Origin of the sequence: Pseudomonas matsuisoli, assembly GCF_014647635.1 — a bacterium.
GTDB lineage: Bacteria > Pseudomonadota > Gammaproteobacteria > Pseudomonadales > Pseudomonadaceae > Pseudomonas_P > Pseudomonas_P matsuisoli.
The window spans coordinates 629,810-652,260 of sequence record NZ_BMPO01000002.1; the positions used below are offsets into that span (position 1 = coordinate 629,810).

The following is a 22,451-nucleotide window of genomic DNA, read 5'->3' on the forward strand; positions in this document are numbered from 1 at the left end:
CCATGTTCATCGGCCGCCGCTGTTCCGTCCTCGCAATATCCAGCGCTGACCGCCTTCGCGCCGGTCGTATCGTGCACATCGGCCGATCTTTCGGAGTTTCCCCAATGAAATCCCTGCGCTATTGCCTCATAGCGGGCTGCGCGCTCGTCTTTGCCTACGCTGGCAGTCTCAGCGCAGAGCCCCGACACGCCATTACCCTCTATGACGAGGCGCCGAAATACCCTGCTGATTTCGGCCACTTCGACTTCGTCAACCCGGAGGCCCCAAAAGGCGGCACGCTTCGCCTTTCTGGAATGAACGGTTTCGACAGTTTCAATCCCTTCATTCCAAAGGGTAACCCGGCAGACCGCGTCGGCCTGCTATACGACACGTTGACCTATCATTCGCCAGATGAGCCCTTCACCGAATACGGGCTCATTGCCGAGAAGATCGAAAAAGCGCCCGACGGCACCTTCGTTCGCTTCTACTTGAGACCGGAAGCTCGCTTCAATGATGGTCATCCATTGACCGCAGAGGACGTGGCATTCAGCTTCCAAGCACTGCAAGAGCATGGCGATCCGCTCTATCGCTATTATTACGGCGATGTCGAAAAAGCCGTCATTGAAGGCCCCCACCAGATACGGTTTGATTTCAAACACGCGGGAAACCGTGAATTGCCATTGATCCTCGGCCAGATCGCCGTGTTGCCAAAACACTGGTGGGCAAACCGAGACTTCACGAAAACCAGCCTGGAAATTCCCCTGGGGAGCGGCCCCTATCGAATTGCCGAATTCAATGCCGGGCGATCGGTCCGCTTCGAAAGAGTCAAGGACTGGTGGGCGAAGGACCTCCCCGTAAGCAAGGGAATGTACAACTTCGACGTCATCACGGTGGACTACTACCGCGATATGTCGGTGGCCCTCGAAGCGTTCAAAGCCGGTCACTTCGACTACAACTTCGAGTACTCGGCGAAGGATTGGGCAACGGGATACAACAGCCCCGCCTTACGCGAGGGCCGGATCGTCAAGGAGGAACTCCCAAACCATAGCCCCGTTGGGATGCAGGCTTTCGTCTTTAACATCCGCAAGCCCATGTTTCAGGATCGCCGGGTAAGGCGAGCGATTTCCCTCTTATTCGATTTCGAGTGGACCAATCGTCAGCTTTTCTACAGCGCTTACAAGAGGACGCAAAGCTTCTTCGAGAACTCGGACATGGCGGCCCGCGGCGAACCAAGCGATGCGGAACGCCAGATCCTAGAGCCATTACGCGGCAAGATTTCGGAAGACGTATTTGGTGAGGTAATCAAACCTTCCGTGACTGATGGTTCCGGCTTGATTCGAGACAAGCAGCGAGAAGCCTACCGCCTACTCCGGGCGGCCGGTTACCGCATCGAGAGCGACCGTATGGTCTCGCCGGATGGGACGCCGCTGAGATTCGAATTCCTTATCGCGCAGGCGAATCTGCAGCGTGTGCTGTTGCCGTTCAAGCGCAATCTGTCCGAACTGGGCATCGACATGCAGATTCGCGTCGTTGACGTTTCGCAATACATCAACCGCTTACGAACACGAGACTTCGACATGACTTCTTCAATCTGGTCACAGTCGAGCTCCCCCGGCAATGAGCAGCTCGAGTTCTGGCACTCGAGTAGCGCGGATAACCCTGGCAGTCGCAACTTCATTGGCCTGAAAGACCCGGCAATTGATGCGTTGGTCGAAGGCTTAGTGCGTGCCGACTCGCGCGAATCGCTCGTCAACCATGCGAAAGCGCTCGATCGCGTATTGCTATGGGGCGAATACGTCATTCCCAATTACCACACCGACGTCTGGCGCATCGCCTATTGGAATCGATTTGAGCATCCTGCAACGCCACCCGCTTATGACAGCAACAACGGCACCGGGCTCATGACGTGGTGGGTCAAACCCGATGCGAAGCCGTCTTCGGGCGAAAACATGCAGGAGAAACGATAAATGCTCGCTTACGTCGTACGTCGCCTGCTGCTCATCATTCCGACGTTACTGGGCATCCTGCTCATCAACTTCATCATCATCCAGGCCGCTCCAGGTGGTCCAGTAGAGCAAACGATCGCGCGGATGGAGGGTGTGAGTAACAGTGTCGGAGGCGCTACCGGGCGCATTAGTGGCGGCGGCGCCGAGGTGGCGACCGGTAATTATCGAGGTGCCCAAGGCCTTGATCCTGAATTGATCGAGGAGATTAAGCGTCAATACGGGTTCGACAAGTCGGCCCCTGAACGCTTCTGGCTCATGCTCGGCAATTACCTGCGCTTCGATTTCGGCGAGAGTTTTTTCCGAGATGCAAAGGTAACCGACCTAATTCTTGAAAAGCTTCCAGTCTCCCTCTCATTGGGGCTCTGGAGCACGCTGATCATGTACCTCGTTTCGATTCCGCTCGGTATCGCAAAGGCGACACGCCACGGTACCCCTTTCGATATCTGGACGAGTACTGCCATCGTCATTGGCTACGCCGTACCTTCATTCCTTTTCGCGATTCTATTAATCGTCCTGTTCGCGGGCGGTAGTTATTTAGACTGGTTCCCCTTACGCGGACTGACGTCTAGCAATTTTGAAGAGCTCAGCGTACTCGGTAAGATCGGCGACTACTTCTGGCACCTTGCAATGCCAATCACGGCGCTCGTCATCGGCAACTTCGCGACGCTGACACTCCTAACCAAGAACAGCTTCCTCGATGAAATCGGCAAACAATATGTCGTGACGGCTCGGGCGAAAGGCCTTAGCGATCGACGCGTGCTGTATGGCCACATCTACCGCAACGCTATGCTGATTGTCATTGCAGGGTTCCCCGCAGCATTCGTAGGCATGTTCTTCACCGGGTCGCTGCTCATCGAAGTTATTTTTTCACTTGATGGGCTGGGCCTGCTAAGTTTCGAGTCCGCGATGAACCGCGACTACCCCGTCGTATTCGGAACGCTTTTTCTGTTCACCCTGCTGGGTCTTGCCGTGAAATTGATCGGCGACTTGACGTATATGCTCGTCGATCCTCGTATCGACTTCGAGAGCAGGGAGCACTGATCGATGATGCTTTCTCCAATCAATCAGCGCCGGATCGCGCGTTTCAAAGCGAACCGACGGGGCTGGTACTCGCTATGGATATTCCTGGCGCTTTTCGTATTGAGCCTTGGCGCGGAGCTGATCGCTAACGATAAACCGATCGCCGTGCGCTATGACGGTGAGTGGTTTTTCCCGGTATTCAAGCGATACCCGGAAACGGATTTCGGCGGTGAGTTTCCACTCCAGGCCAATTATAAAAGCCCCTACATCCAAGGCCTTATCGAGAAAAAAGACGGCCTGATGATCTGGCCACCTATCCGCTATAACCATGCAACGATCAACTACGACCTTCCGGCGCCGGCCCCCACTCCCCCCTCCGCGGAGAACTGGCTAGGGACCGACGATCAAGCCCGCGACGTGATGGCTCGGGTGATCTATGGCTTCCGGATATCCGTGGTGTTCGCCTTGAGCCTGACGGTATTGAGCTCTGTCGTCGGGATTTTCGCTGGCGCGGTACAAGGCTTCTACGGAGGACGACTTGATCTGTTCGGCCAGCGGTTGATAGAAATCTGGTCCGGATTGCCAGTGCTTTATTTGCTGATCATCCTAACGGGCTTCGTACAAATCGATTTCTGGTGGCTACTGGGAATTATGCTGCTGTTTTCCTGGATGACCCTGGTCGATGTCGTTCGCGCTGAGTTCTTGCGCGGCCGCAACCTGGAATACGTCCGCGCGGCGCGTGCGCTGGGGATGAAGAACATTCACCTCATGTTTCGCCATATTCTTCCGAACGCGATGGTGTCCACGCTGACATTCATTCCGTTCATTCTGACCAGCACCATCGCAACGCTCACAGCACTCGATTTCCTAGGATTTGGACTTCCGCCAGGATCGGCTTCGCTGGGTGAGCTGGTGTCGCAGGCGAAAGAAAACCTTCAGGCACCGTGGCTGGCAATCAGCGCATTCGTCGTATTGTCCGTAATGCTTACGCTTCTGGTGTTTATCGGAGAGGCTGCGCGTGATGCATTCGACCCGAGGAAATGACATGACCGAGAACGACAACCTGCTCGAAATCCGGGACCTGTCGATCGAGTTCACGAGCGAAGATTGCTCGATAGTGGCGGTCGACCGAGTTTCGCTAGACATAAAGCGCGGCGAAACCCTAGCGCTTGTCGGGGAAAGCGGGTCGGGCAAATCCGTCACCGCTCATTCCATATTGCGATTACTGCCTTTTGCCCAGGCCCGACATCCGAGCGGGACTATCACCTACGCCAAGCAGAACATGCTGAGCCTGAGCGACCGCCAGTTGCAGCAGATCAGGGGTAATAGGATTGCCATGATCTTTCAGGAGCCGATGACGTCGCTGAACCCGCTACACACGGTCGGAAAACAAATCGTGGAAATTCTGACACTGCATAAGGGGCTAAGAGACAAAGCCGCTGTCGACCGCGCCATTGAACTGCTCGGCATGGTCGGGATACCGGATCCGCACACACGGCTCAAATCCTTTCCACACGAGCTTTCAGGCGGGCAGCGACAGCGGGTCATGATCGCAATGGCATTAGCGAATGAGCCTGAATTGCTCATCGCAGACGAACCAACGACGGCGCTCGACGTCACCGTTCAACAAACGATTCTAGAGCTCTTGCAATCGCTTCAGGCGCAGCTTGGCATGGCCATGCTGCTCATCAGTCATGACCTCAACCTGGTAAAGCGCATCGCGCATCGCGTTTGCGTGATGCAACAGGGCAAGATTGTCGAACAGGGTTCGGTACAGCGAATATTCAATGCGCCCGAGCACCCCTACACGTGCGAGCTGCTTGCAGCCGAGCCTTCCGGAAGCCCCGTCGAATCAGCTGAGTCCAGGGAGCTGTTACAGGTCAGTGATCTTCGGGTCTGGTTTCCTATCAAGAAAGGAATACTCAAGCGTACTGCAGGACACATCAAAGCCGTGGACGGGATTAGCCTTACGCTGAGGGCTGGCGAAACACTGGGTATCGTTGGCGAGAGCGGGTCAGGCAAATCGACGCTAGGTCTCGCGATATTGCGCCTCTTGCAGAGCAAAGGGTCCATTCGCGTGGATGGGCGCGAGCTTCAGGATTTACCGCAAAAGGACGTCCGCCCATTTCGGCGTCAGATGCAGATCGTCTTCCAAGATCCCTTTGGCAGCCTTAGCCCGCGCATGTCCGTCGCTGATATCGTTGGTGAAGGATTGCTCATACACGGGATCGGAACACCGGCCGAACGGCAGCAAACGATCATTAGCGCACTCCAAGAGGTCGGTCTCGACCCAGAGGCGCGACACCGGTATCCGCATGAGTTCTCGGGCGGACAGCGTCAACGCATCGCCATTGCCCGCGCGCTGGTGCTCAAACCCGCCTTGATCATCCTCGATGAACCAACGTCGGCATTGGATCGCACGGTACAGAAACAGGTCGTGGAATTGCTTCGGAGCATACAGGCACGGCACAATCTCGCTTATTTATTTATCAGCCATGATTTGGCTGTGGTCCGCGCACTGAGCCATCATCTGTTGGTGATGAAAGAAGGCGTGGTCGTGGAACAGGGTCCTGCGGAGGCGCTATTTACTGCCCCAAAGGACGCCTATACGCGACAGCTTATGGAGGCAGCGATGCTGCCCTCCTCGCCGTCGTTTTTACATTAGAAGAGGAATTGAACATGGGTTTTCTCGCCGGTAAGCGGGTACTGATCGTTGGTGTAGCCAGCAAACTCTCCATCGCATCCGGGATCGCCGCTGCCATGCACCGGGAAGGCGCCGAACTGGCATTCACCTACCAGAACGAAAAATTAAAGGGCCGTGTCGAAGAATTCGCCGCCGGCTGGGGCTCCAGCGCTGATTTGTGCTTTCCTTGCGATGTCGCCAATGACGACGAAATCGCTTCCGTCTTTGATGCGTTGAGTAAAAAATGGGACGGATTGGACATCATCGTCCATTCGGTAGGCTTCGCTCCTGGCGATCAGCTCGACGGCGATTTCACCGCAGTGACGACGCGTGACGGTTTCAAGATTGCCCACGACATCAGTGCGTACAGCTTCGTTGCGCTGGCCAAGGCTGGCCGAGACATGATGAAAGGCCGCAACGGTAGCTTGCTCACCCTCTCCTATCTTGGCGCAGAGCGCACCATGCCTAACTACAACGTCATGGGCATGGCGAAGGCAAGCTTGGAAGCGGGCGTTCGCTACCTCGCCTCGAGCCTTGGCCCGGAAGGCACACGTGTGAACGCGGTATCAGCAGGTCCGATTCGTACGCTCGCGGCGTCCGGCATCAAGAGCTTCCGCAAGATGCTTGCAGCGAACGAAGCGCAAACACCGCTACGTCGTAACGTTACCATCGATGAGGTAGGTAACGCTGGCGCGTTCCTGTGCTCGGATCTCGCGTCCGGTATTAGTGGCGAGATCCTCTACGTTGACGGCGGTTTCAATACCACCGCAATGGGTAATCTCAGCGAGGACTGATCCCTTCGGGTGCAGCAATATTGCTGCACATGAAAACGCCGGCCTTAGGGCCGGCGTTTTCGTTTCCGCTGGAGCAAGGGCACCTTTCGGAAGAAAGCATGCCCTTGAGCTTATCGACGCTCGATATCGGCTTGCTCACGGAGCTGTTGCCGGAATGCCAGGAAATCTTGCTGGCCGACACGTGACGCTAGGAATCGGCGGTAATTCGCCAAGTCCTCTTCACTCAACTCTGTTGCTTGTGAGTTTACGCCATCAAGCCGAATGATCGCGAAATCGCCGTCGTTGAGCGCGATACCCGCGTATTCATTCTGCCCATCTTCAGGTTTGGCCATTCTGAACGCCTGTTGCAGTACCGCAGGGTCGACGCCCTCCTGATTGCGATTGGCCGCTTCGATGACTTGCCAATCAGACGCATTGCCCGTCGAGCTACCGCCATTTCGGGCATCGGCGATGTATTTCTCGCCTTCCGCCTTGGCCTTCTCCGACGCTTTCTGCTGAGATAGCTGCAAGCGGATCTGGTCAGCCACTTCTGCCAACGGCAATTGCTTGGGTACCAAATGCTCTTTTACCCGCAGCACTATGGACGTCTCGGGGTCGAGCTCGATCAACTGGCTATTCGCACGCTCTTCGAGTACTTCTTGGCTGAACGCGGCTTGGGCAATCTGGCGATTCGCCGTCAAGCCCTCGCCACCCTCACGGCCGAAAGGCGCGGACGTCTGTACCTTCAACCCCATCTCTTCTGCCGGCTGAGCAAGATCAGATGATTCGAAAGCGCTGCTTTCGAGTGTCTTGCTTGCTTCTAGAAAACGCGAATCCGCCTGTTGAGCCTTGAGCTCCTCGGTAAGCTTAGCCTTGAGACTCTCGAACGTAGGCACGTCGGCAGATTGCACCCCGAGAAGCTTGATCAAGTGCCAGCCATACGCGGTTTTCACAGGCTCGGACACGCCGTTCTGATCCAGTGCGTAGAGCGCCTTCTCGAACGCAGGGTCGTAGACGCCCGGTCCCGCGAACCCAAGATCACCGCCTTCGGACGCGGAGCCCTGATCCTGGGACGCTTCCTTGGCTAGCGCAGCGAAATCTTCACCCGCATCAATACGCTTGCGCAGTTCTTCAATACGCGCCTTGGCTTGAGCGTCGGACTCCTGGTCATTCACCTCGATGAGGATATGAGCCGCGCGACGGCGCTCCGCCAGGTTTGCGATTTCACGTTGATAAAGCGCTTGAAGGTCGTCTTCGCTAACGTCGGCTTCATCCACGAAAGCCTGTTTCTTGAGCTCTACATACTCAATGACGACCTGTTCAGGGCTCATGAATCGGGAGGCGTTCTTGTCATAAAACGCGTTGACCTCATCATCCGAAACATCGACGCCCTCTTTCGTGGCTTTCACCGTTCGAACGGCGAAGTCGCGCGTCTGACGTTCCAGCGCAGCGAATGCCCGGATGTCTTCTTCGGTCACGAAGCTCGTACCCGATACGCCGGCACGCAACTGCGCAACCAGCATTTCTTTCTTCAGCATGTCGCGGAACTGCAGCCGACCGTAGCCCATCTGGGCGATAGTCTGGTCAAAGCGGGCCGGGTCAAAGACGCCGTTCACTTGGAATTCCGGCGTTTGCACAATCAGTTGATCCAGCGCCTGCTCGGAAAACGCAAATCCGGACGCCTGGGCACCCTGCAAAAGCAGCATGCGGTCGATCAGGCCATTCACTGCGCTTTCGCGCAACAGGCCGTCATCCAACATCGACGAATCGAAATTTGGACCGAGTTGCTGAGCCAGTTGCCGACGCTGCATCTCTACTGCCTGATTAACCTCGGGAATGGTGATTTCCTCACCATTTACCTCGGCCGCTGTCTGATCGTTATTCACCGAATTGAAGATCGCTTCGAAACCGGTGAACGCCATCAGGATGACGATCAAGCCAATAATTGCCTTGGCAATCAGGCCTTGGGATTTATCCCTAATATTTTGCAGCATGGGTCCCCCAGAACCGCCTATAGCTGAACTGCGCTAGCTGAAGCACGCGAATACTTATTGGATAGAAAAAAGGCGCATCCTGGGATGCGCCTTTTTCATATCGCACGGTGGGATCTGGTTACCGTTCCGACATGAAGCCGGTCCGGTCAGACTATAGCCCCACCATCAGGCAGTAGCCTGAAGAGCGCTTAGTTTACTGCGTCCTTCAGAGCCTTACCGGCTTTGAAACCAGGGATCTTGGCGGCTTCGATGTTGATCGGGTTGCCAGTCTGCGGATTACGACCGGTACGCGCGGCACGCTCTTTGACAGCGAATGTGCCGAAGCCTACCAATACGACGGAGTCACCGGCCTTCAGGGCACCGGTAACGGATTCGATGACTGCGTCCAGCGCACGGCCGGCAACAGCTTTCGGGATATCAGCAGATGCTGCGATGGCATCGATCAATTCCGACTTGTTCACTCTAAGTCCCCTTATTTCCGTTGAGTTATTTCTTAGTGTCTAAATATCTTAAAACTGGCCGTTGGCTGGCTCAAAAAACACACTGGCCGCTTTATATCAAGGCCCTAAAAGTGGGTCAAGGAAGCCAATCGGCTAATGCGTACTGATCCTTTCCTTGGAGTCCGACTCGCGCTTATCTTCCTTAGCGACAATCTCGGGAGCCGCATCTGGCAAGGGCTCCGGCGCGTATTGCAGCGCAATTTGGAGGACCTCGTCAATCCATTTGACAGGTTTTATCGTTAAGTCTTGCTTGATGTTTTCCGGAATATCCTTGAGATCGCGCACATTTTCTTCCGGAATTATCACGGTTTTGATTCCACCGCGGTGGGCAGCAAGCAACTTTTCCTTTAGTCCGCCAATTGCGAGTACCTGACCACGCAAAGTGATTTCGCCAGTCATTGCGACATCTGCCCGGACCGGTATCTGCGTCAACGCGGACACCAATGCGGTGCACATTCCAACGCCCGCGCTGGGGCCATCCTTCGGTGTCGCCCCTTCCGGCATATGAATATGTATATCGCGTTTCTCGTGGAAGTCAGGCGCGATACCCAAACTATGAGCACGGCTTCGCACGACGGTCTGCGCTGCAGTCATCGACTCGACCATGACATCGCCCAAGGAACCCGTCTTAATGAGCTGGCCTTTACCAGGAACCACCGCCGTTTCGATCGTCAACAGCTCGCCACCTACCTGCGTCCACGCAAGACCTGTGACCTGCCCAATCTGGTTTTGTTGCTCGGCCAGACCATATCGGTACTTGCGAACGCCTAGATAATGCTCGACATTTTCCGGCGTCACTGTGACTTGGAAGCGCTTCTGCTTCGAGTGCTCCTTGACCGCCTTACGGCAAACCTTGGCGACCTGCCGCTCCAGCCCTCGCACACCTGCTTCGCGCGTGTAGTACCGAATAATGTCTCGAATGGCGTCTTCTTCGAACTCCAACTCACCCTTCTTCAGACCATTCGCAGCGGTTTGCTTAGGCGCGAGATATTTGACCGCAATGTTCACCTTCTCGTCCTCGGTGTAACCCGGCAACCGAATGATCTCCATGCGATCCATCAACGGCGCAGGGATGTTCATCGAGTTAGCGGTACAGATGAACATCACATCGGAAAGGTCAAAGTCGACCTCCAGGTAATGATCATTGAAGTTGTGGTTCTGCTCGGGATCGAGCACTTCAAGCAAGGCCGAGGCCGGATCCCCGCGCATGTCACTGCCCATCTTGTCAATTTCATCGAGCAAGAACAGCGGATTGCGCACGCCCACCTTCGTCATTTTTTGAATCAATCGACCCGGCATCGAGCCAATGTAAGTGCGGCGATGGCCACGAATTTCCGCTTCGTCGCGGACCCCGCCAAGCGCCATACGCACAAATTTCCGATTCGTCGCACTGGCGATCGATTCGGCAAGGGATGTCTTACCGACCCCCGGAGGACCAACCAAGCAAAGCACCGGGCCTTTTAGCTTTTTCACGCGTTTCTGGACCGCGAGATACTCGAGAATGCGCTCCTTCACTTCCTCAAGGCCATAATGGTCCGCATCCAAGATGTTCTCGGCTTTGCCGAGATCAAGTCGGACCTTGCTTTCCGTTTTCCACGGTACGTTGACCAACCAGTCGATATAGGAGCGCACAACCGTAGCCTCGGCAGACATCGGCGACATCTGCTTCAACTTGTTGAGTTCGGCGGTCGCTTTCGTGTATGCCTCTTTCGTGAGTCCGGCGCTATCGATCCGCTTTTTCAGCTCTTCAACTTCGTTGTGGCCCTCATCAATGTCGCCAAGCTCTTTCTGAATGGCTTTCATCTGCTCGTTCAGATAGTACTCGCGCTGACTGCGCTCCATCTGCTTCTTGACACGGCCCCGGATGCGCTTTTCGACCTGGAGAAGATCAATTTCCGCATCGAGGAGCGCGAGCACATGCTCAACGCGTGCACTCAAGTCGGTAATTTCGAGAATGCCCTGCTTCTGATCAATCTTCAGCGCCATGTGCGCAGCCATCGTATCAACCAGGCGCGCAGGCTCCTCGATGCTATTGAGCGATGACAGCACCTCAGAAGGAATCTTCTTACCAAGCTGAACGTACTGCTCGAACTGGCTCATCAGGCTGCGCGTGAAAACTTCACTCTCACGCTCACCCGCGTCGGTCTCGTCGATGACCTGGACGTCGGCTCGGCAGTGCCCTTCAGCCTCGTAGAAATTCACCAGCTCACCGCGCTGCTCACCCTCCACTAACACCTTAACCGTGCCATCAGGAAGCTTCAGCAGTTGAAGAACGGTTGCGACCGTGCCCATGCGATAGAGCGCGTCCTCGCCGGGATCGTCATCCGCTGCATTTTTCTGGGCGAGTAAAAGGATTTGCTTGTCGCCATTCATCGCAGCTTCGAGCGCTTCGATGGACTTTTCACGCCCAACGAATAGCGGTATCACCATGTGCGGATAGACGACGACGTCGCGCAGTGGCAGGAGTGGCAATTCGATGGTTGTCTTCATGATCTCGACTCTACAGCGACCCAATGGTCGTAATCGGAAGGAGGATTAACGTCAACATGCGGGCGGAACACATGAATTACAAGCGCAGATAGGGCGAAGGGGCCTAAAGGCCCCTTCGTGGTCATGCGTCAGGCGCTGCCTTAGCAGGCTCGCTGTTCTCGTAGATGAGCAGTGGTTTGGATGAGCCTTCGATCACGCTCTCATCAATCACCACTTTGCTCACGTCGTTCTGCGACGGAATTTCATACATCGTATCTAACAAAATGCCTTCGAGGATCGACCGAAGTCCGCGTGCGCCCGTTTTGCGCTCCAGTGCCTTGTTGGCGACCGCCTTCAATGCATCTGCTCTGAACTCGAGATCGACACCTTCCATCTCGAAGAGCTTCGCGTACTGCTTGGTCAGAGCATTTTTTGGCTCGGTGAGGATCTGCATCAGAGCCGCCTCATCGAGCTCATCCAGCGTCGCAATGACAGGTAGACGCCCAACGAACTCAGGAATGAGACCGAACTTCACAAGGTCATCGGGCTCCACTTCGCGAAGTGCCTCGCCTACCTTCTTGCCAAGATCCTGGCTCCTAACTTCCGCGTTAAAACCGATACCACCACGCGTGGAACGATTCTGGATAACTTTTTCCAGGCCCGCGAAGGCGCCACCGCATATGAATAGGATATTACGCGTATCAACTTGCAGAAATTCTTGTTGCGGATGCTTTCGGCCACCTTGCGGAGGCACCGAAGCGACCGTGCCTTCGATGAGCTTCAGCAAAGCCTGCTGGACGCCTTCACCCGACACGTCACGCGTGATAGACGGGTTGTCGGACTTCCGGGAAATCTTGTCGATCTCATCGATATAGACGATACCCATCTGGGCTTTGTCGACGTCGTAATCGCACTTTTGCAACAGCTTCTGGATGATGTTCTCGACATCCTCACCAACGTAGCCGGCCTCGGTCAGCGTGGTTGCATCAGCAATGGTGAACGGCACGTTCAACAGCCTTGCCAACGTTTCCGCCAGCAATGTCTTACCGGAGCCCGTGGGCCCGATCAGCAGGATGTTGCTTTTACCCAGCTCGACGTCGTCTTTCTTTTCACGCTGGTTCAACCGTTTGTAGTGGTTGTACACCGCGACAGCCAGGACTTTCTTCGCCCGCTCCTGGCCAATCACGTATTGATCGAGAATCGTGCTGATCTCTTTGGGTGCCGGTAACTTGTGCGCATTGCTTTCGGCCTGCGCTTCCTGCACCTCCTCGCGGATGATGTCGTTACACAGGTCGACGCATTCGTCACAAATGAAGACCGAGGGGCCGGCAATCAACTTGCGTACTTCGTGCTGGCTCTTGCCGCAGAAGGAGCAATAAAGCAGTTTGCCGTTGTCCTCGCCGTTGCGGGTATCAGTCATCGATCAATCCAATACGGGTAAGCTTGAACCACAAGATGAAGGCAATCGCGGGTATTTTCAAGTCCGCTCATTGCCGCATATCGCAGGTTGGGAAACGCTACAAAAAGGCGTGAGTCGCATGAAGGATAGACCCAAATGCGACCGGTATGTTGCAGAGCGTGTTCGCAAAGCCTGGCGACCGTGCGAACAAAGCTTCGATTTAGACGGCAAGCTGGCGCTGACTTAGTACCTGATCAACAAGACCATACTTCACGGCTTCATCACCGCTCATGAAATTGTCGCGATCGGTATCACGTGCGATGACGTCGATCGGCTGGCCAGTGTGGTCCGCCAGAATCTTATTAAGGCGCTCACGAATGGTGAGGATTTCCCGAGCATGAATCTCGATATCGGATGCTTGCCCCTGGAACCCGCCCAACGGCTGGTGAATCATCATTCGGGAATGCGGTAGGCAATAGCGCTTCTTCGCGGCACCGCCAGCAAGAAGCAATGCACCCATACTGCACGCCTGACCGATGCAGATCGTAGAGACGTCAGGCTTGATGAACTGCATGGTGTCGTAGATCGACATGCCAGCGGTCACGGAGCCGCCTGGCGAGTTGATGTACAGATGAATGTCCTTATCGGGATTTTCGGCCTCGAGAAACAGCAGCTGAGCCACGACCAGGTTGGCCATATAGTCTTCCACTTGCCCGACAAGGAAGATCACTCGCTCTTTCAGAAGGCGCGAATAGATGTCGTAGGCACGCTCACCGCGAGCGGACTGCTCTACGACCATTGGCACCAAGCCGCCAGCAGCTTGAACTTCAGGCATTTGCATAAATGGATTGCGGGACATGTCCTGCGGTCGCTCCTTGGATGGTCATCTGAAACGCATGAGCCAGCACGATGGCTGGCTCATGAGCGAACTAGAGAGAAGAGACTCAAGCGGCTGCGGCGGGAGCCTCGGCTGGCTTGACTGCTTCTTCGTAGGAGACCGACTTATCGGTAACCTTGGCCTTCTGCAGAACAGTATCCACAACTTGTTCTTCCAGTACAACCGAGCGAACTTCGTTCATCTGCTCGTCGTTCTTGAGGTACCAAGCTACGACCTGCTCTGGCTCCTGATATGCGGACGCCATCTCTTCGATTAGCTCACGCACGCGTGCATCGTCCGGCTTCAGCTCGAATTGCTTGACGACTTCCGCCACGATCAACCCCAACGCCACGCGGCGCTTGGCCTGCTCGGTGAAGAGTTCCGCCGGCAATTGGTCGGGCTTGATGTTTCCACCGAACTGCTGAACAGCCTGTACGCGCAAACGGTTCACTTCGTTATCAACCAGGGCCTTAGGCGCTTCGATGGGGTTCGCGGCCAGCAGTCCGTCCATGACCTGAGTCTTGACCTTGCTCTTGATGGCCTGGCGCAGCTCGCGATCCATGTTCTTGCGAACTTCGGTACGGAAGCCTTCTTCGCCGCTCTCGTTGACGCCAAACAGCTTAAAGAAATCTTCGTTCAGCTCGGGAAGCTTCGGCTCGGCAACTTCGTTAACGGTAACGGTAAATTCCGCGGTTTTCCCTGCCAGATCCAGATTCTGATAATCCTCAGGGAAGGTTGGGTTAATGACCCGCTCTTCACCAGCGCTAGCGCCTACCAGAGCGTCTTCGAACCCAGGAATCATGCGGCCCGAACCGAGAACCAAGCTCGTACCGGTAGCAGAGCCACCCGCAAAAGCCTCACCATCGATCTTGCCAACGAAATCAATGTTCAGCTGATCACCTTCAGCCGCCGCGCGATCGACTTTCTCAAAACGGGTATTTTGCTTACGCAGGATTTCCAGCATGTTGTCGACATCGCTGTCGGCAACATCGGCACTTAAACGCTCGATAGCGATGTCTTCTAGCCCAGAAACCGTGAACTCGGGAAAAACTTCGAACGTTGCAACGTACTCGAGGTCCTTGCCCTTCTCGAACACCTTCGGCTCTACCGCAGGCGCGCCCGCAGGATTCAGCTTTTGCTCAACGACTGCTTCATAGAAGGTCGCCTGAATGATGTCGCCCAGCGCTTCTTGGCGAGCGGACGCTTCATAACGCTGGCGGATTACGCTCATCGGTACCTTACCGGGGCGGAAACCTGGAATCTTGGCACGGCGGGCTGTCTGCTGCAGACGCTTGTCAACTTCGGTCTCGATGCGCTCAGCCGGGACGCCTATCGTCATCCGGCGCTCGAGAGCAGAGGTGCTTTCAACAGAAACTTGCATGGATAATCCTCGTTGCACAGACATAAGCCGGATATCCGGCCTCAGATTCAGAGGGCATGCATTCTAGTGTCAGAAAATGCAGAAGTCACCTGCCCGTCATGTACCTGATACATGCAAGATATAACGATATGGGGATGGAATATAACGGAGAGGACGTAGCGCCGCTCGGCAAGGAACGGCGCTACGTTAAATGGTGCGGATGAAGAGACTCGAACTCTTACGCCTCGCGGCGCTGGAACCTAAATCCAGTGTGTCTACCAATTCCACCACATCCGCGTGGTAACCCTGAAACGAAAGCGCCAGGCAATGCCTGGCGCTTTCTCAATATATGGGGTGGACGATGGGAATCGAACCCACGACACCAGGAGCCACAATCCTGTGCTCTACCAACTGAGCTACGCCCACCATATAACTTGCTTGTGCCGGCCGCTAATGGCGCGCCCGGCAGGACTCGAACCTGCGACCATCCGCTTAGAAGGCGGATGCTCTATCCAGCTGAGCTACGGGCGCCTTGTACCTTCACCCTTCCGGATCCGAACACCTGTATCGAACGGCGACCTTGCGGTGACCCGTTCGCTTCAGGGCTGTGCTCGGCAAGCGGGGCGCATATTACAAACACCCTTTTGTTGCGTCAACGAAAATTAGAAAAAAATTTAGTGGGATAAAGGAGTTACGCCTACTGACCACCAAATGAACCTTTGTTCGCACCCGGCACCGTGAGAGAATGCGCGCCCTTATTCCTGTACGCACTGGTTATAACCGCCTCATGACTGCCAAATTGATCGATGGTAAAGCGATCGCATCAACGCTCCGGCAAAAAATCGCTCAACGCGTGGCCGAACGACAACAGCAAGGCCTGCGCAAACCTGGCCTCGCGGTCATCCTGGTAGGCAACGATCCTGCGTCCGAGGTGTATGTCGCGCATAAACGAAAAGACTGCGAGGAAGTCAATTTCGCCTCCTACGCGTACGACCTTCCACCTACCACTTCGCAGCAGGCACTCCTCGAGCTCATCAATACGTTGAACGAGGACAGCTCGGTCGACGGTATTCTCGTGCAACTGCCGTTGCCTGCGCATCTGGATGCTTCCCAGCTGCTCGAGCGGATTCGGCCAGACAAGGACGTGGACGGATTCCACCCCTATAACGTAGGTCGCCTTGCGCAACGCATGCCGCTTCTACGCCCATGCACCCCGAAAGGGATCATGGCGCTTCTGGAAAGTACGGGTGTCGACCTCTACGGCCTAGACGCGACGATCGTAGGCGCTTCCAATATCGTGGGACGTCCCATGGGGTTGGAGCTGCTGCTTGCGGGCTGCACCGTGACGACCACACATCGTTTCACGAAGAATTTGGATGAGCATGTGAAACGGGCCGATCTCGTTGTCGTCGCCGCGGGCAAGCCCGGCCTGGTCAAAGGCGAATGGATCAAACCTGGCGCAATCGTCATTGACGTCGGCATCAACCGCCAGGCAGACGGTCGCCTTGTCGGCGACGTCGAGTATTCCGTGGCGCTGGAACGCGCAGGCTGGATCACCCCTGTGCCAGGCGGCGTTGGCCCAATGACACGTGCTTGCCTATTGGAGAACACCCTGCACGCAGCAGAATATCTGCATAAGTAAAGTATCCAATCCCTTGCGAAGGCATTCCCGGAGGGAGCCTTCGCAGTCGAGCCAATCGACCTTAGTTCACGTTCGACGCTTGCCGCATCGGCACGGCTATCTCCACCGGAAGGCCATCCTGCGCATTGATGATGGCCCGCACCGCGTCCCAATCCATATTCACGTCCGCAGCATCTACATCATCGCTTTGAAGCAAGGCGTTCACGACTGTGGCATGGCTATCGATGCTCGTTGGCGCACCCTTGTCGCTCAGCGGAGCATGCGCCTCCAGATAGATCCGCCCCTGTGAAACACCGAACTTGTAAGGCTCGTTGATAATGTGAACCTTGGTTCCGACCGGGGCAAAATCGGCCAGCTCCAGCAGGTTGTTGTTGAACATCCGGAAGCAGCCGTGGCTTACCTGCATGCCGATACCGAATTTCTTGTTCGAACCGTGGATGAGATAACCCGGCATGCCCAAAGTGAACTTGAAGGGACCTAAAGGGTTATCTGGGCCCGGCCGGACAACCTTAGGTAGGAACTCGCCGTCGGCCGCGTGTTCAGCGCGGATGGACTCCGGCGGATACCAACTAGGATTAGCTGTCTTGGCCGTAATCTTCGTATTGCCAATTGGCGAACCCCACCCCTCCCGACCGATACCGAGCGGATAGGTGTAAACGACGTCCTGCCCCTTGGGGAAGTAATAAAGCCGGTATTCGGCGATGTTGATCACGATGCCCTCACGCGGGCCCGGCGGCAGTATGAAACGCGTTGGTAGAACGACCTCGGTCCCAGCTCCCGGGAGCCAAGGATCGACCCCTGGGTTCGCCGCGACAAGCTCGAGGTAACCCAAGTCATATTTCTCGGAAATGTCTGCGAAGGTGTCCTCATATCGCGTCTGGACGACTTCGACATTGCCCACCACATCTTCACCGGACGGCGGTAGCGGAAATTCCAACGCTTTGGCCGATGTGGCACCGCACAGCGTCAGCACGGCAAGGGATCGAGCGAGTACGGTCAAACGTGGCAGCATTCGGAAAAGCTCTTCGCAGACATGACAACGCGACCAGTCTACACGCTGATGCGCCAGCGTCGTGAGCGCATGACACAAGGCGCTGGCGCAGGACCGATCAGACGAGGCCCCATTTCGCCGCTGGCCGCCAGCCAGGCTGATCCCCCCGACGCGCGTTTTTCACCCGCTCGCGGCATACCGGACATAGCCGAGGATGCTGCAACCACGATTTGTCCATTTCACGCATCAGTGGTCGCGCAGGCAGCAAGCCCCCACAAAGCGTACGGTCCACCGCACTGCCCAACTCCAATTGCCGCCCAATAAGATGCACGCGCACCTCACGGCAGGCAAACAAGTCCAGTTGCTCGTCGGGTTCGATTAAACGGTAGGCGTGATAGGACCAGGAAGTGCGCGACATCGGAGGCTCTCAATTCGGGGGCGCGACATTAGCTCAAAGCAACCCTATAAAAAAGATCGCAACGAAATAATGCGCAAGATCCCAAGCGACCTGAGCCTTTACAGCGCAAATCACGCGTCAGAGCAGCGGCTCGAGTGCAGGCCAAACATTGTCGAGGATGGCCGACTGCGCATTGGCAGCCGGATGAACACCATCCGGCTGCATCATCCCTTCGACGCCGCCAATCCCCTCAAGAACGAAAGGTACGACTGGAACGTCGAGCGCCTGGGCCACGCTTGGGAATACGTCAGCGAACGCCGCCGTATACCGCTGACCATAATTGGGCGGCAGTCTGATCCCCAAAATGAGTACTTTCGAGTTCGCCTCCAGCGAGAGCCTGACCATTTCCGAAAGGTTCTGTTTCAATCTGAAGGAACGGTTAGGAATCCCTTATAGATCAAGGATTCCGAATCATGGCCGATATGCTTAGCGTCCCAAGTGTTCAAGCGGTGTCACAAATCTCGCTGGCCTCTCCGTACCACTACCGGCGCTCCGGTGTGTACTACCTACGAGTCCGCCCGGTGGGTTCGACTACTTCTTGCACGATCTCTCTGCGCTCCTCGGATCGACCCACAGCGATGATTAACAGCAAGTCCATTCAACATGCCCTCCGTGTGTTTCACCTCGATAATCCTGAAGCTTCCTGGAGCGAACTGAAGGCCCGCCTTCGGGACCTCGGGGAGGACATCCTGGCTACGCCTACAAGCTGGGAGGCGTTGGATGCGATGTCGATGAACTACTCCGATATGGGCGAAGCTCTCCACGGCATCTCCAGGACTCACGCTTTGACCGTCCCGCAGGCACGCATGGTGAACGCGGGGCAACAGATGATGAGAGCCGCTGAGTCGAGGCTTAAGGGGGACACCAAGCCACTCCTCGGCATGATAGAAGAATTAGATCAGGAAGAAGACCTTAATAGCCTGTGCCTCACTTCTCCGTCCCTATCTGTAGGCGCACCTCAGGCCACCCATCGTGAACCACTAAGCTGGGACACGCTGACTGCCTCTTATCTTGAGGAACATGCAACCCACCTTAAGGCATCCACGCTGGCGAGCACGAAGACGAACTTCAAGGTTATCGGCGAGGCCATGAGCGCGACTGGTTTGAACGACCTCAGGCTTCACACGCGGGCAGACATTCAGAAACTCAGAACAAAGCTCATGGATGGCCGCGCTGGGTCGACCGTAAACAACCTTCTGTCCAAGCTTGTGATGGTGCTGGACTGGGGCGTTCTTAGCGAGTTATTGGCAAAGAACCACGCTACGAAAATGAAGCTCCGTAAGGATGCTGACAGCAAGCGGGTTTCCTTCTCTCGGGAACAGGTGGTTTCGCTAATGGGGCACGTAGCTGGCTTACCTTTGGATTCCTGGGAGCGCTGGTCCATTAGCCTCCTTGCGGTAACCGGCGCTCGTGTCGGTGAAGTGGCTCACCTATCGAGGGCAGACATTCGTCAGGTCGATGGGCTCTGGTGCATCGATATCAACGAGAACGCCGAAGGAAAATCCATTAAGAACAAGCACAGCAGCCGCTTGGTCCCGCTTGTGGATGGAGCCCTTGGATTCGACCTTTCGGCATTCCTAAAGGCTGTCCAGTTGGGCGCCCTTCCCTCTGAGCACGGAATCACCCCGCCCAAGGCCAGCAAGGAACTCAATGCTGTCCTAAGGGCTGCACTCGGGGAATCCCAAAAGGACACCCAAAAACTCCACTCACTGCGCCACCACCTCTCCTCCTCCATGCAAGCCGCAGGAGTCCAGACGCATTTCGCACAGGCGGTCACTGGGCACTCCACCGGGACGATTACATACGATAACTATGGATCGGGTGTCAGCGTTAAATCGAAGCATGAAGCTATCGAAAGGGCCCTTCACAAGGATGTCCGAATAGATCTCTAAGCATTACGCAGGCGGTACGCTTGACGTGCTGCCTTCGGGGACCAAATGGACTGGGAGGGCCGCTTGGTTCCTGATGCACCTAACGAATCACACAGCCGAACCGTCAGTAAAACTCGAATTATCCGAGGGCGAACGCCCGCACATCACCACTACGGAATGAGTATCGAACCATGAATGCACGTGTTGCCCAACCAGTCCACCTTAGCCTCGTAAAACCAGCACTAAAGCAGGTGTCCAGACACAACTCCGTAAAAGGGATCATCCGTCTCGCTGACAAAGAAGGCAGAGTCAAGGCTGAGGCTTACCTGAAGGAGCAAGAAGCGAAGCTGACGGCTATGCAATATGCACTCCAGTATGACCAAACGCTTGAGTCCTTGAGTACCTACTCAAGCCACCTGGAAGAGATCGACCGAGGGACTATCGAGCAACCGGATGCCGTCCGCTACCACCTTGAATGCCTTGTGGAGCAGCTCAATCAGGAGCTAACGCGCCTTGGTGAGTTGGTGCCGGAAATGAAGGACTACACAATCACTTGGAGTTAAGGAAACAAGCCATGATCGCAGCTATAGACCTCGCTCGAAGTGAGTCGGCTTTGAAGCAGGTGGAGCAACTCAAGAGAACCCTTGAGCTCCTCTGGGAGGTCGAGGAGTCTGAAGGCTTGATCTCATCCATTAAGGATTCCTGTAAGGCCCTATCGTCTCTTCACGCCGAGCTGAAATTGGCGGTTATGGAGGCTCGTGGATGGGCGGCCTTAGAGACAGAGCTAACCGCAGAAGGGATAGCCTATAGAAAGGAATTGGAAAGGATCGAGAGGATCAAGCTTGTCGGGAACGGCAACTAATCTGCGTAGCAAAGGGTCGGCCTCAGGTCGGCCCTTTTTGTTTTTATCTCTCGATGTGCACTACACGACCATCCTACCTTTCCTGGTCGTGAGGCTGTGCCAGTCGAGCAAGGTCAGGGTCATCGAAAATATGGGATTCCAATATCGATCCATCCGCAAGCACAGTGCGGTTCGGTCGCTGTGCTGGGTGAACCTCAATCGAAAACTCGACGAACTCGCCGCTTTCGAAATCTGGTTCCTCACAAGGCGTGGCGTTGTATACCTCGGCAAACACGCAGTTCTCAGGCGGGAGCAGCAGAACCAATTCTTCTGTCCGCTCCTCATACGCCACAATAAAGTGTGATGGTTTGCCGAACTGCCGGTCATGGCTATGACGTAGCTCCCTCAGCTCGCGTAAAGCCTGAAAGACAGCAGCACCATTGCCCAACGTTTTGCGATGCCACATGTCACATCTGATCCACTTGTGGGTGAAAAGTTGTGCAGCCAGTATTGCTGTACAAGGTATCACGCCATTCTTTTCCCCGTATGATCCTCTCCCCCCTTGACCTGACAGACACCGGGGCCGATTGCGGCGCAGACACCATTGCTCTTAATGCTGGAGTTCGGAAGGTGTGTTCACCGTGCGCTTATAGAGGGCAAGACGAAGCTCTTTGTCTACCACTCCAGCGACATCGTAGGTCGCCTGGAAATCATAGAGGTTGATTCAGTCATGGATATGAGGTTCGTTAAGCAGTCGTTCCTTGGTATCGAACTGGACATCCTTGTGGGTCATCCAGAACACGACATCCTATTTGTTGCTACACAGGTGGCACGGGCGGCGGGCCTGAAGAACCCGAGCCATCAGGTCTCTCGTCACGCAAAAATTGCGGGACACAGGGACGCCTTACAAGCTGGGTCTATACAAATTGTAGAGACTTGGGAGAGCCCAAAAGGAGTTCAGAAGACCTCGTGGTTCTTCACTGAGCCAGCGACATACCAGATGCTTCTCCGGGGCCACGCTCCGCAGTCCGAACCGTTTCGCAAGTGGGTCACCGAAGAGGTCCTCCCATCGATCCGCAAGACAGGCACCTATGACCTGTTCGCTTCGGAGACCAAAGAGGCCCAGCAGTTCAGCGGTGAGTTCGCCCAGCTCCATCAAGCACTCGCAGAGTTGACCACTGAGGTCCGCAGCCTTAAGGACATCATCGCGGGTCTCCAGATGTCTTCGCCAGTCGAGCCCGTGAAGAGTCCTTATGAGGGCACTCCAGGCGTGGCCGTGTGTGATCCGGGTGGCTTCGATGGGGGAGCTTGGTTGCAATCGCCCAATGGCTTCGCATCCAGAACGATAAATGCATTAAGAGCACCATTGTTCCGTTAGATGCGCCTTTCGTTGGCGGGTGCTCCTGATCCTCTCGTTTCTCGTGTGTGTAGCACGCCACAAGCCAAAAACCCTCACGGGCCAGAATGCGCTACACGTCGATTTCGATAGGCCGGCAATGCGATGGCATGAGTTTGCCGATCCGCTTCACCTTGGGCCCTTTCCGGGGCTCCGAAAAACACTCACTTTAAAACACCTATGCAGAACCCCT

19 protein-coding genes, 3 tRNA genes and 1 pseudogene are annotated in these 22,451 nt (G+C 55.5%); 10 read left to right on the forward strand and 13 right to left on the reverse strand.

Features of this window, described 5'->3' with window-relative positions; translation table 11 throughout:
- Positions 1 to 104: 104 nt before the first annotated feature.
- Genes IEY47_RS06195 through fabI form a run of 5 tightly spaced genes read left to right on the forward strand, consistent with a single transcriptional unit; the run spans position 105 to position 6,482 of the window.
- Positions 105 to 1,946, forward strand: a complete 1,842-nt coding sequence (locus IEY47_RS06195) for an extracellular solute-binding protein (protein WP_188982276.1) — start codon at positions 105 to 107, stop codon at positions 1,944 to 1,946.
- Positions 1,947 to 3,026 (forward strand): microcin C ABC transporter permease YejB, encoded by a 1,080-nt coding sequence (locus IEY47_RS06200; protein WP_188982277.1) that lies wholly within the window; start codon positions 1,947 to 1,949, stop codon positions 3,024 to 3,026.
- A 3-nt stretch (positions 3,027 to 3,029) separates the two neighbouring features.
- Positions 3,030 to 4,049, forward strand: a complete 1,020-nt coding sequence (locus IEY47_RS06205; protein ID WP_188982278.1) for an ABC transporter permease — start codon at positions 3,030 to 3,032, stop codon at positions 4,047 to 4,049.
- 1 nt (position 4,050) lies between these two features.
- Complete coding sequence (locus IEY47_RS06210; RefSeq protein ID WP_188982279.1) at positions 4,051 to 5,670, forward strand: ABC transporter ATP-binding protein; 1,620 nt, start codon at positions 4,051 to 4,053, stop codon at positions 5,668 to 5,670.
- A 14-nt stretch (positions 5,671 to 5,684) separates the two neighbouring features.
- Entirely contained in the window at positions 5,685 to 6,482 is a 798-nt protein-coding gene (gene fabI / locus IEY47_RS06215) for an enoyl-ACP reductase FabI (protein WP_188982280.1), read from the forward strand.
- 110 nt (positions 6,483 to 6,592) lie between these two features.
- Here the strand turns inward: fabI and IEY47_RS06220 are convergent, their stop codons facing one another.
- From IEY47_RS06220 to IEY47_RS06260, 9 genes are all read right to left on the reverse strand, one after another.
- Complete coding sequence (locus IEY47_RS06220) at positions 6,593 to 8,455, reverse strand: SurA N-terminal domain-containing protein (RefSeq protein ID WP_188982281.1); 1,863 nt, start codon at positions 8,453 to 8,455, stop codon at positions 6,593 to 6,595.
- 188 nt (positions 8,456 to 8,643) lie between these two features.
- Positions 8,644 to 8,916, reverse strand: coding sequence for an HU family DNA-binding protein (locus IEY47_RS06225; RefSeq protein ID WP_188982282.1), 273 nt, complete (start codon positions 8,914 to 8,916; stop codon positions 8,644 to 8,646).
- Positions 8,917 to 9,048: 132 nt separating this feature from the next.
- Positions 9,049 to 11,445 carry an endopeptidase La gene (gene lon, locus IEY47_RS06230; protein WP_188982283.1) on the reverse strand — a complete coding sequence of 799 codons (2,397 nt, stop codon included), beginning with the start codon at positions 11,443 to 11,445 and terminating at the stop codon, positions 9,049 to 9,051.
- A gap of 121 nt (positions 11,446 to 11,566) precedes the next feature.
- On the reverse strand, positions 11,567 to 12,844 hold the full coding sequence (gene clpX, locus IEY47_RS06235) for an ATP-dependent Clp protease ATP-binding subunit ClpX (RefSeq protein WP_188982284.1): 1,278 nt from the start codon (positions 12,842 to 12,844) through the stop codon (positions 11,567 to 11,569).
- 199 nt (positions 12,845 to 13,043) lie between these two features.
- Positions 13,044 to 13,682: an ATP-dependent Clp endopeptidase proteolytic subunit ClpP gene (gene clpP / locus IEY47_RS06240; protein ID WP_188982285.1), complete on the reverse strand. Its 639-nt coding sequence runs from the start codon at positions 13,680 to 13,682 to the stop codon at positions 13,044 to 13,046.
- Positions 13,683 to 13,767: 85 nt separating this feature from the next.
- Positions 13,768 to 15,081 (reverse strand): trigger factor, encoded by a 1,314-nt coding sequence (gene tig, locus IEY47_RS06245; RefSeq protein ID WP_188982286.1) that lies wholly within the window; start codon positions 15,079 to 15,081, stop codon positions 13,768 to 13,770.
- A 191-nt stretch (positions 15,082 to 15,272) separates the two neighbouring features.
- Positions 15,273 to 15,357: transfer RNA gene (locus IEY47_RS06250), tRNA-Leu, on the reverse strand.
- Between the two features lie 53 nt (positions 15,358 to 15,410).
- Positions 15,411 to 15,486, reverse strand: a tRNA-His gene (locus IEY47_RS06255).
- A 28-nt stretch (positions 15,487 to 15,514) separates the two neighbouring features.
- Positions 15,515 to 15,591, reverse strand: a tRNA-Arg gene (locus IEY47_RS06260).
- A 256-nt stretch (positions 15,592 to 15,847) separates the two neighbouring features.
- Here IEY47_RS06260 and folD point away from each other — a divergent pair.
- A complete protein-coding gene (folD, locus tag IEY47_RS06265; protein ID WP_188982287.1) occupies positions 15,848 to 16,702 on the forward strand; it encodes a bifunctional methylenetetrahydrofolate dehydrogenase/methenyltetrahydrofolate cyclohydrolase FolD in 855 nt (284 codons plus the stop codon).
- A 61-nt stretch (positions 16,703 to 16,763) separates the two neighbouring features.
- Here the strand turns inward: folD and IEY47_RS06270 are convergent, their stop codons facing one another.
- From IEY47_RS06270 to IEY47_RS06280, 3 genes and pseudogenes are all read right to left on the reverse strand, one after another.
- Positions 16,764 to 17,714 (reverse strand): L,D-transpeptidase family protein, encoded by a 951-nt coding sequence (locus IEY47_RS06270; RefSeq protein WP_188982288.1) that lies wholly within the window; start codon positions 17,712 to 17,714, stop codon positions 16,764 to 16,766.
- Between the two features lie 97 nt (positions 17,715 to 17,811).
- On the reverse strand, positions 17,812 to 18,111 hold the full coding sequence (locus IEY47_RS06275) for a hypothetical protein (protein WP_188982289.1): 300 nt from the start codon (positions 18,109 to 18,111) through the stop codon (positions 17,812 to 17,814).
- Between the two features lie 117 nt (positions 18,112 to 18,228).
- Positions 18,229 to 18,519 (reverse strand): annotated as a pseudogene (locus tag IEY47_RS06280) (SGNH/GDSL hydrolase family protein); the annotation flags it as partial.
- Between the two features lie 209 nt (positions 18,520 to 18,728).
- Here IEY47_RS06280 and IEY47_RS06285 point away from each other — a divergent pair.
- The 3 genes from IEY47_RS06285 (at position 18,729) to IEY47_RS06295 (ending at position 20,883) form a co-directional block, all read left to right on the forward strand.
- The gene (locus IEY47_RS06285) at positions 18,729 to 20,042 is read left to right on the forward strand and encodes a tyrosine-type recombinase/integrase (RefSeq protein WP_188982291.1); all 1,314 of its coding nucleotides are present in this window, start codon (positions 18,729 to 18,731) and stop codon (positions 20,040 to 20,042) included.
- A 170-nt stretch (positions 20,043 to 20,212) separates the two neighbouring features.
- Positions 20,213 to 20,584 carry a hypothetical protein gene (locus tag IEY47_RS06290; RefSeq protein ID WP_188982292.1) on the forward strand — a complete coding sequence of 124 codons (372 nt, stop codon included), beginning with the start codon at positions 20,213 to 20,215 and terminating at the stop codon, positions 20,582 to 20,584.
- An 11-nt stretch (positions 20,585 to 20,595) separates the two neighbouring features.
- Positions 20,596 to 20,883: a hypothetical protein gene (locus tag IEY47_RS06295; protein ID WP_188982293.1), complete on the forward strand. Its 288-nt coding sequence runs from the start codon at positions 20,596 to 20,598 to the stop codon at positions 20,881 to 20,883.
- Between the two features lie 73 nt (positions 20,884 to 20,956).
- Here the strand turns inward: IEY47_RS06295 and IEY47_RS06300 are convergent, their stop codons facing one another.
- On the reverse strand, positions 20,957 to 21,328 hold the full coding sequence (locus tag IEY47_RS06300; RefSeq protein ID WP_188982294.1) for a hypothetical protein: 372 nt from the start codon (positions 21,326 to 21,328) through the stop codon (positions 20,957 to 20,959).
- Between the two features lie 147 nt (positions 21,329 to 21,475).
- Here IEY47_RS06300 and IEY47_RS06305 point away from each other — a divergent pair, with 147 nt between their 5' ends.
- Entirely contained in the window at positions 21,476 to 22,240 is a 765-nt protein-coding gene (locus tag IEY47_RS06305; RefSeq protein ID WP_188982295.1) for a BRO-N domain-containing protein, read from the forward strand.
- Positions 22,241 to 22,451: the final 211 nt, after the last annotated feature.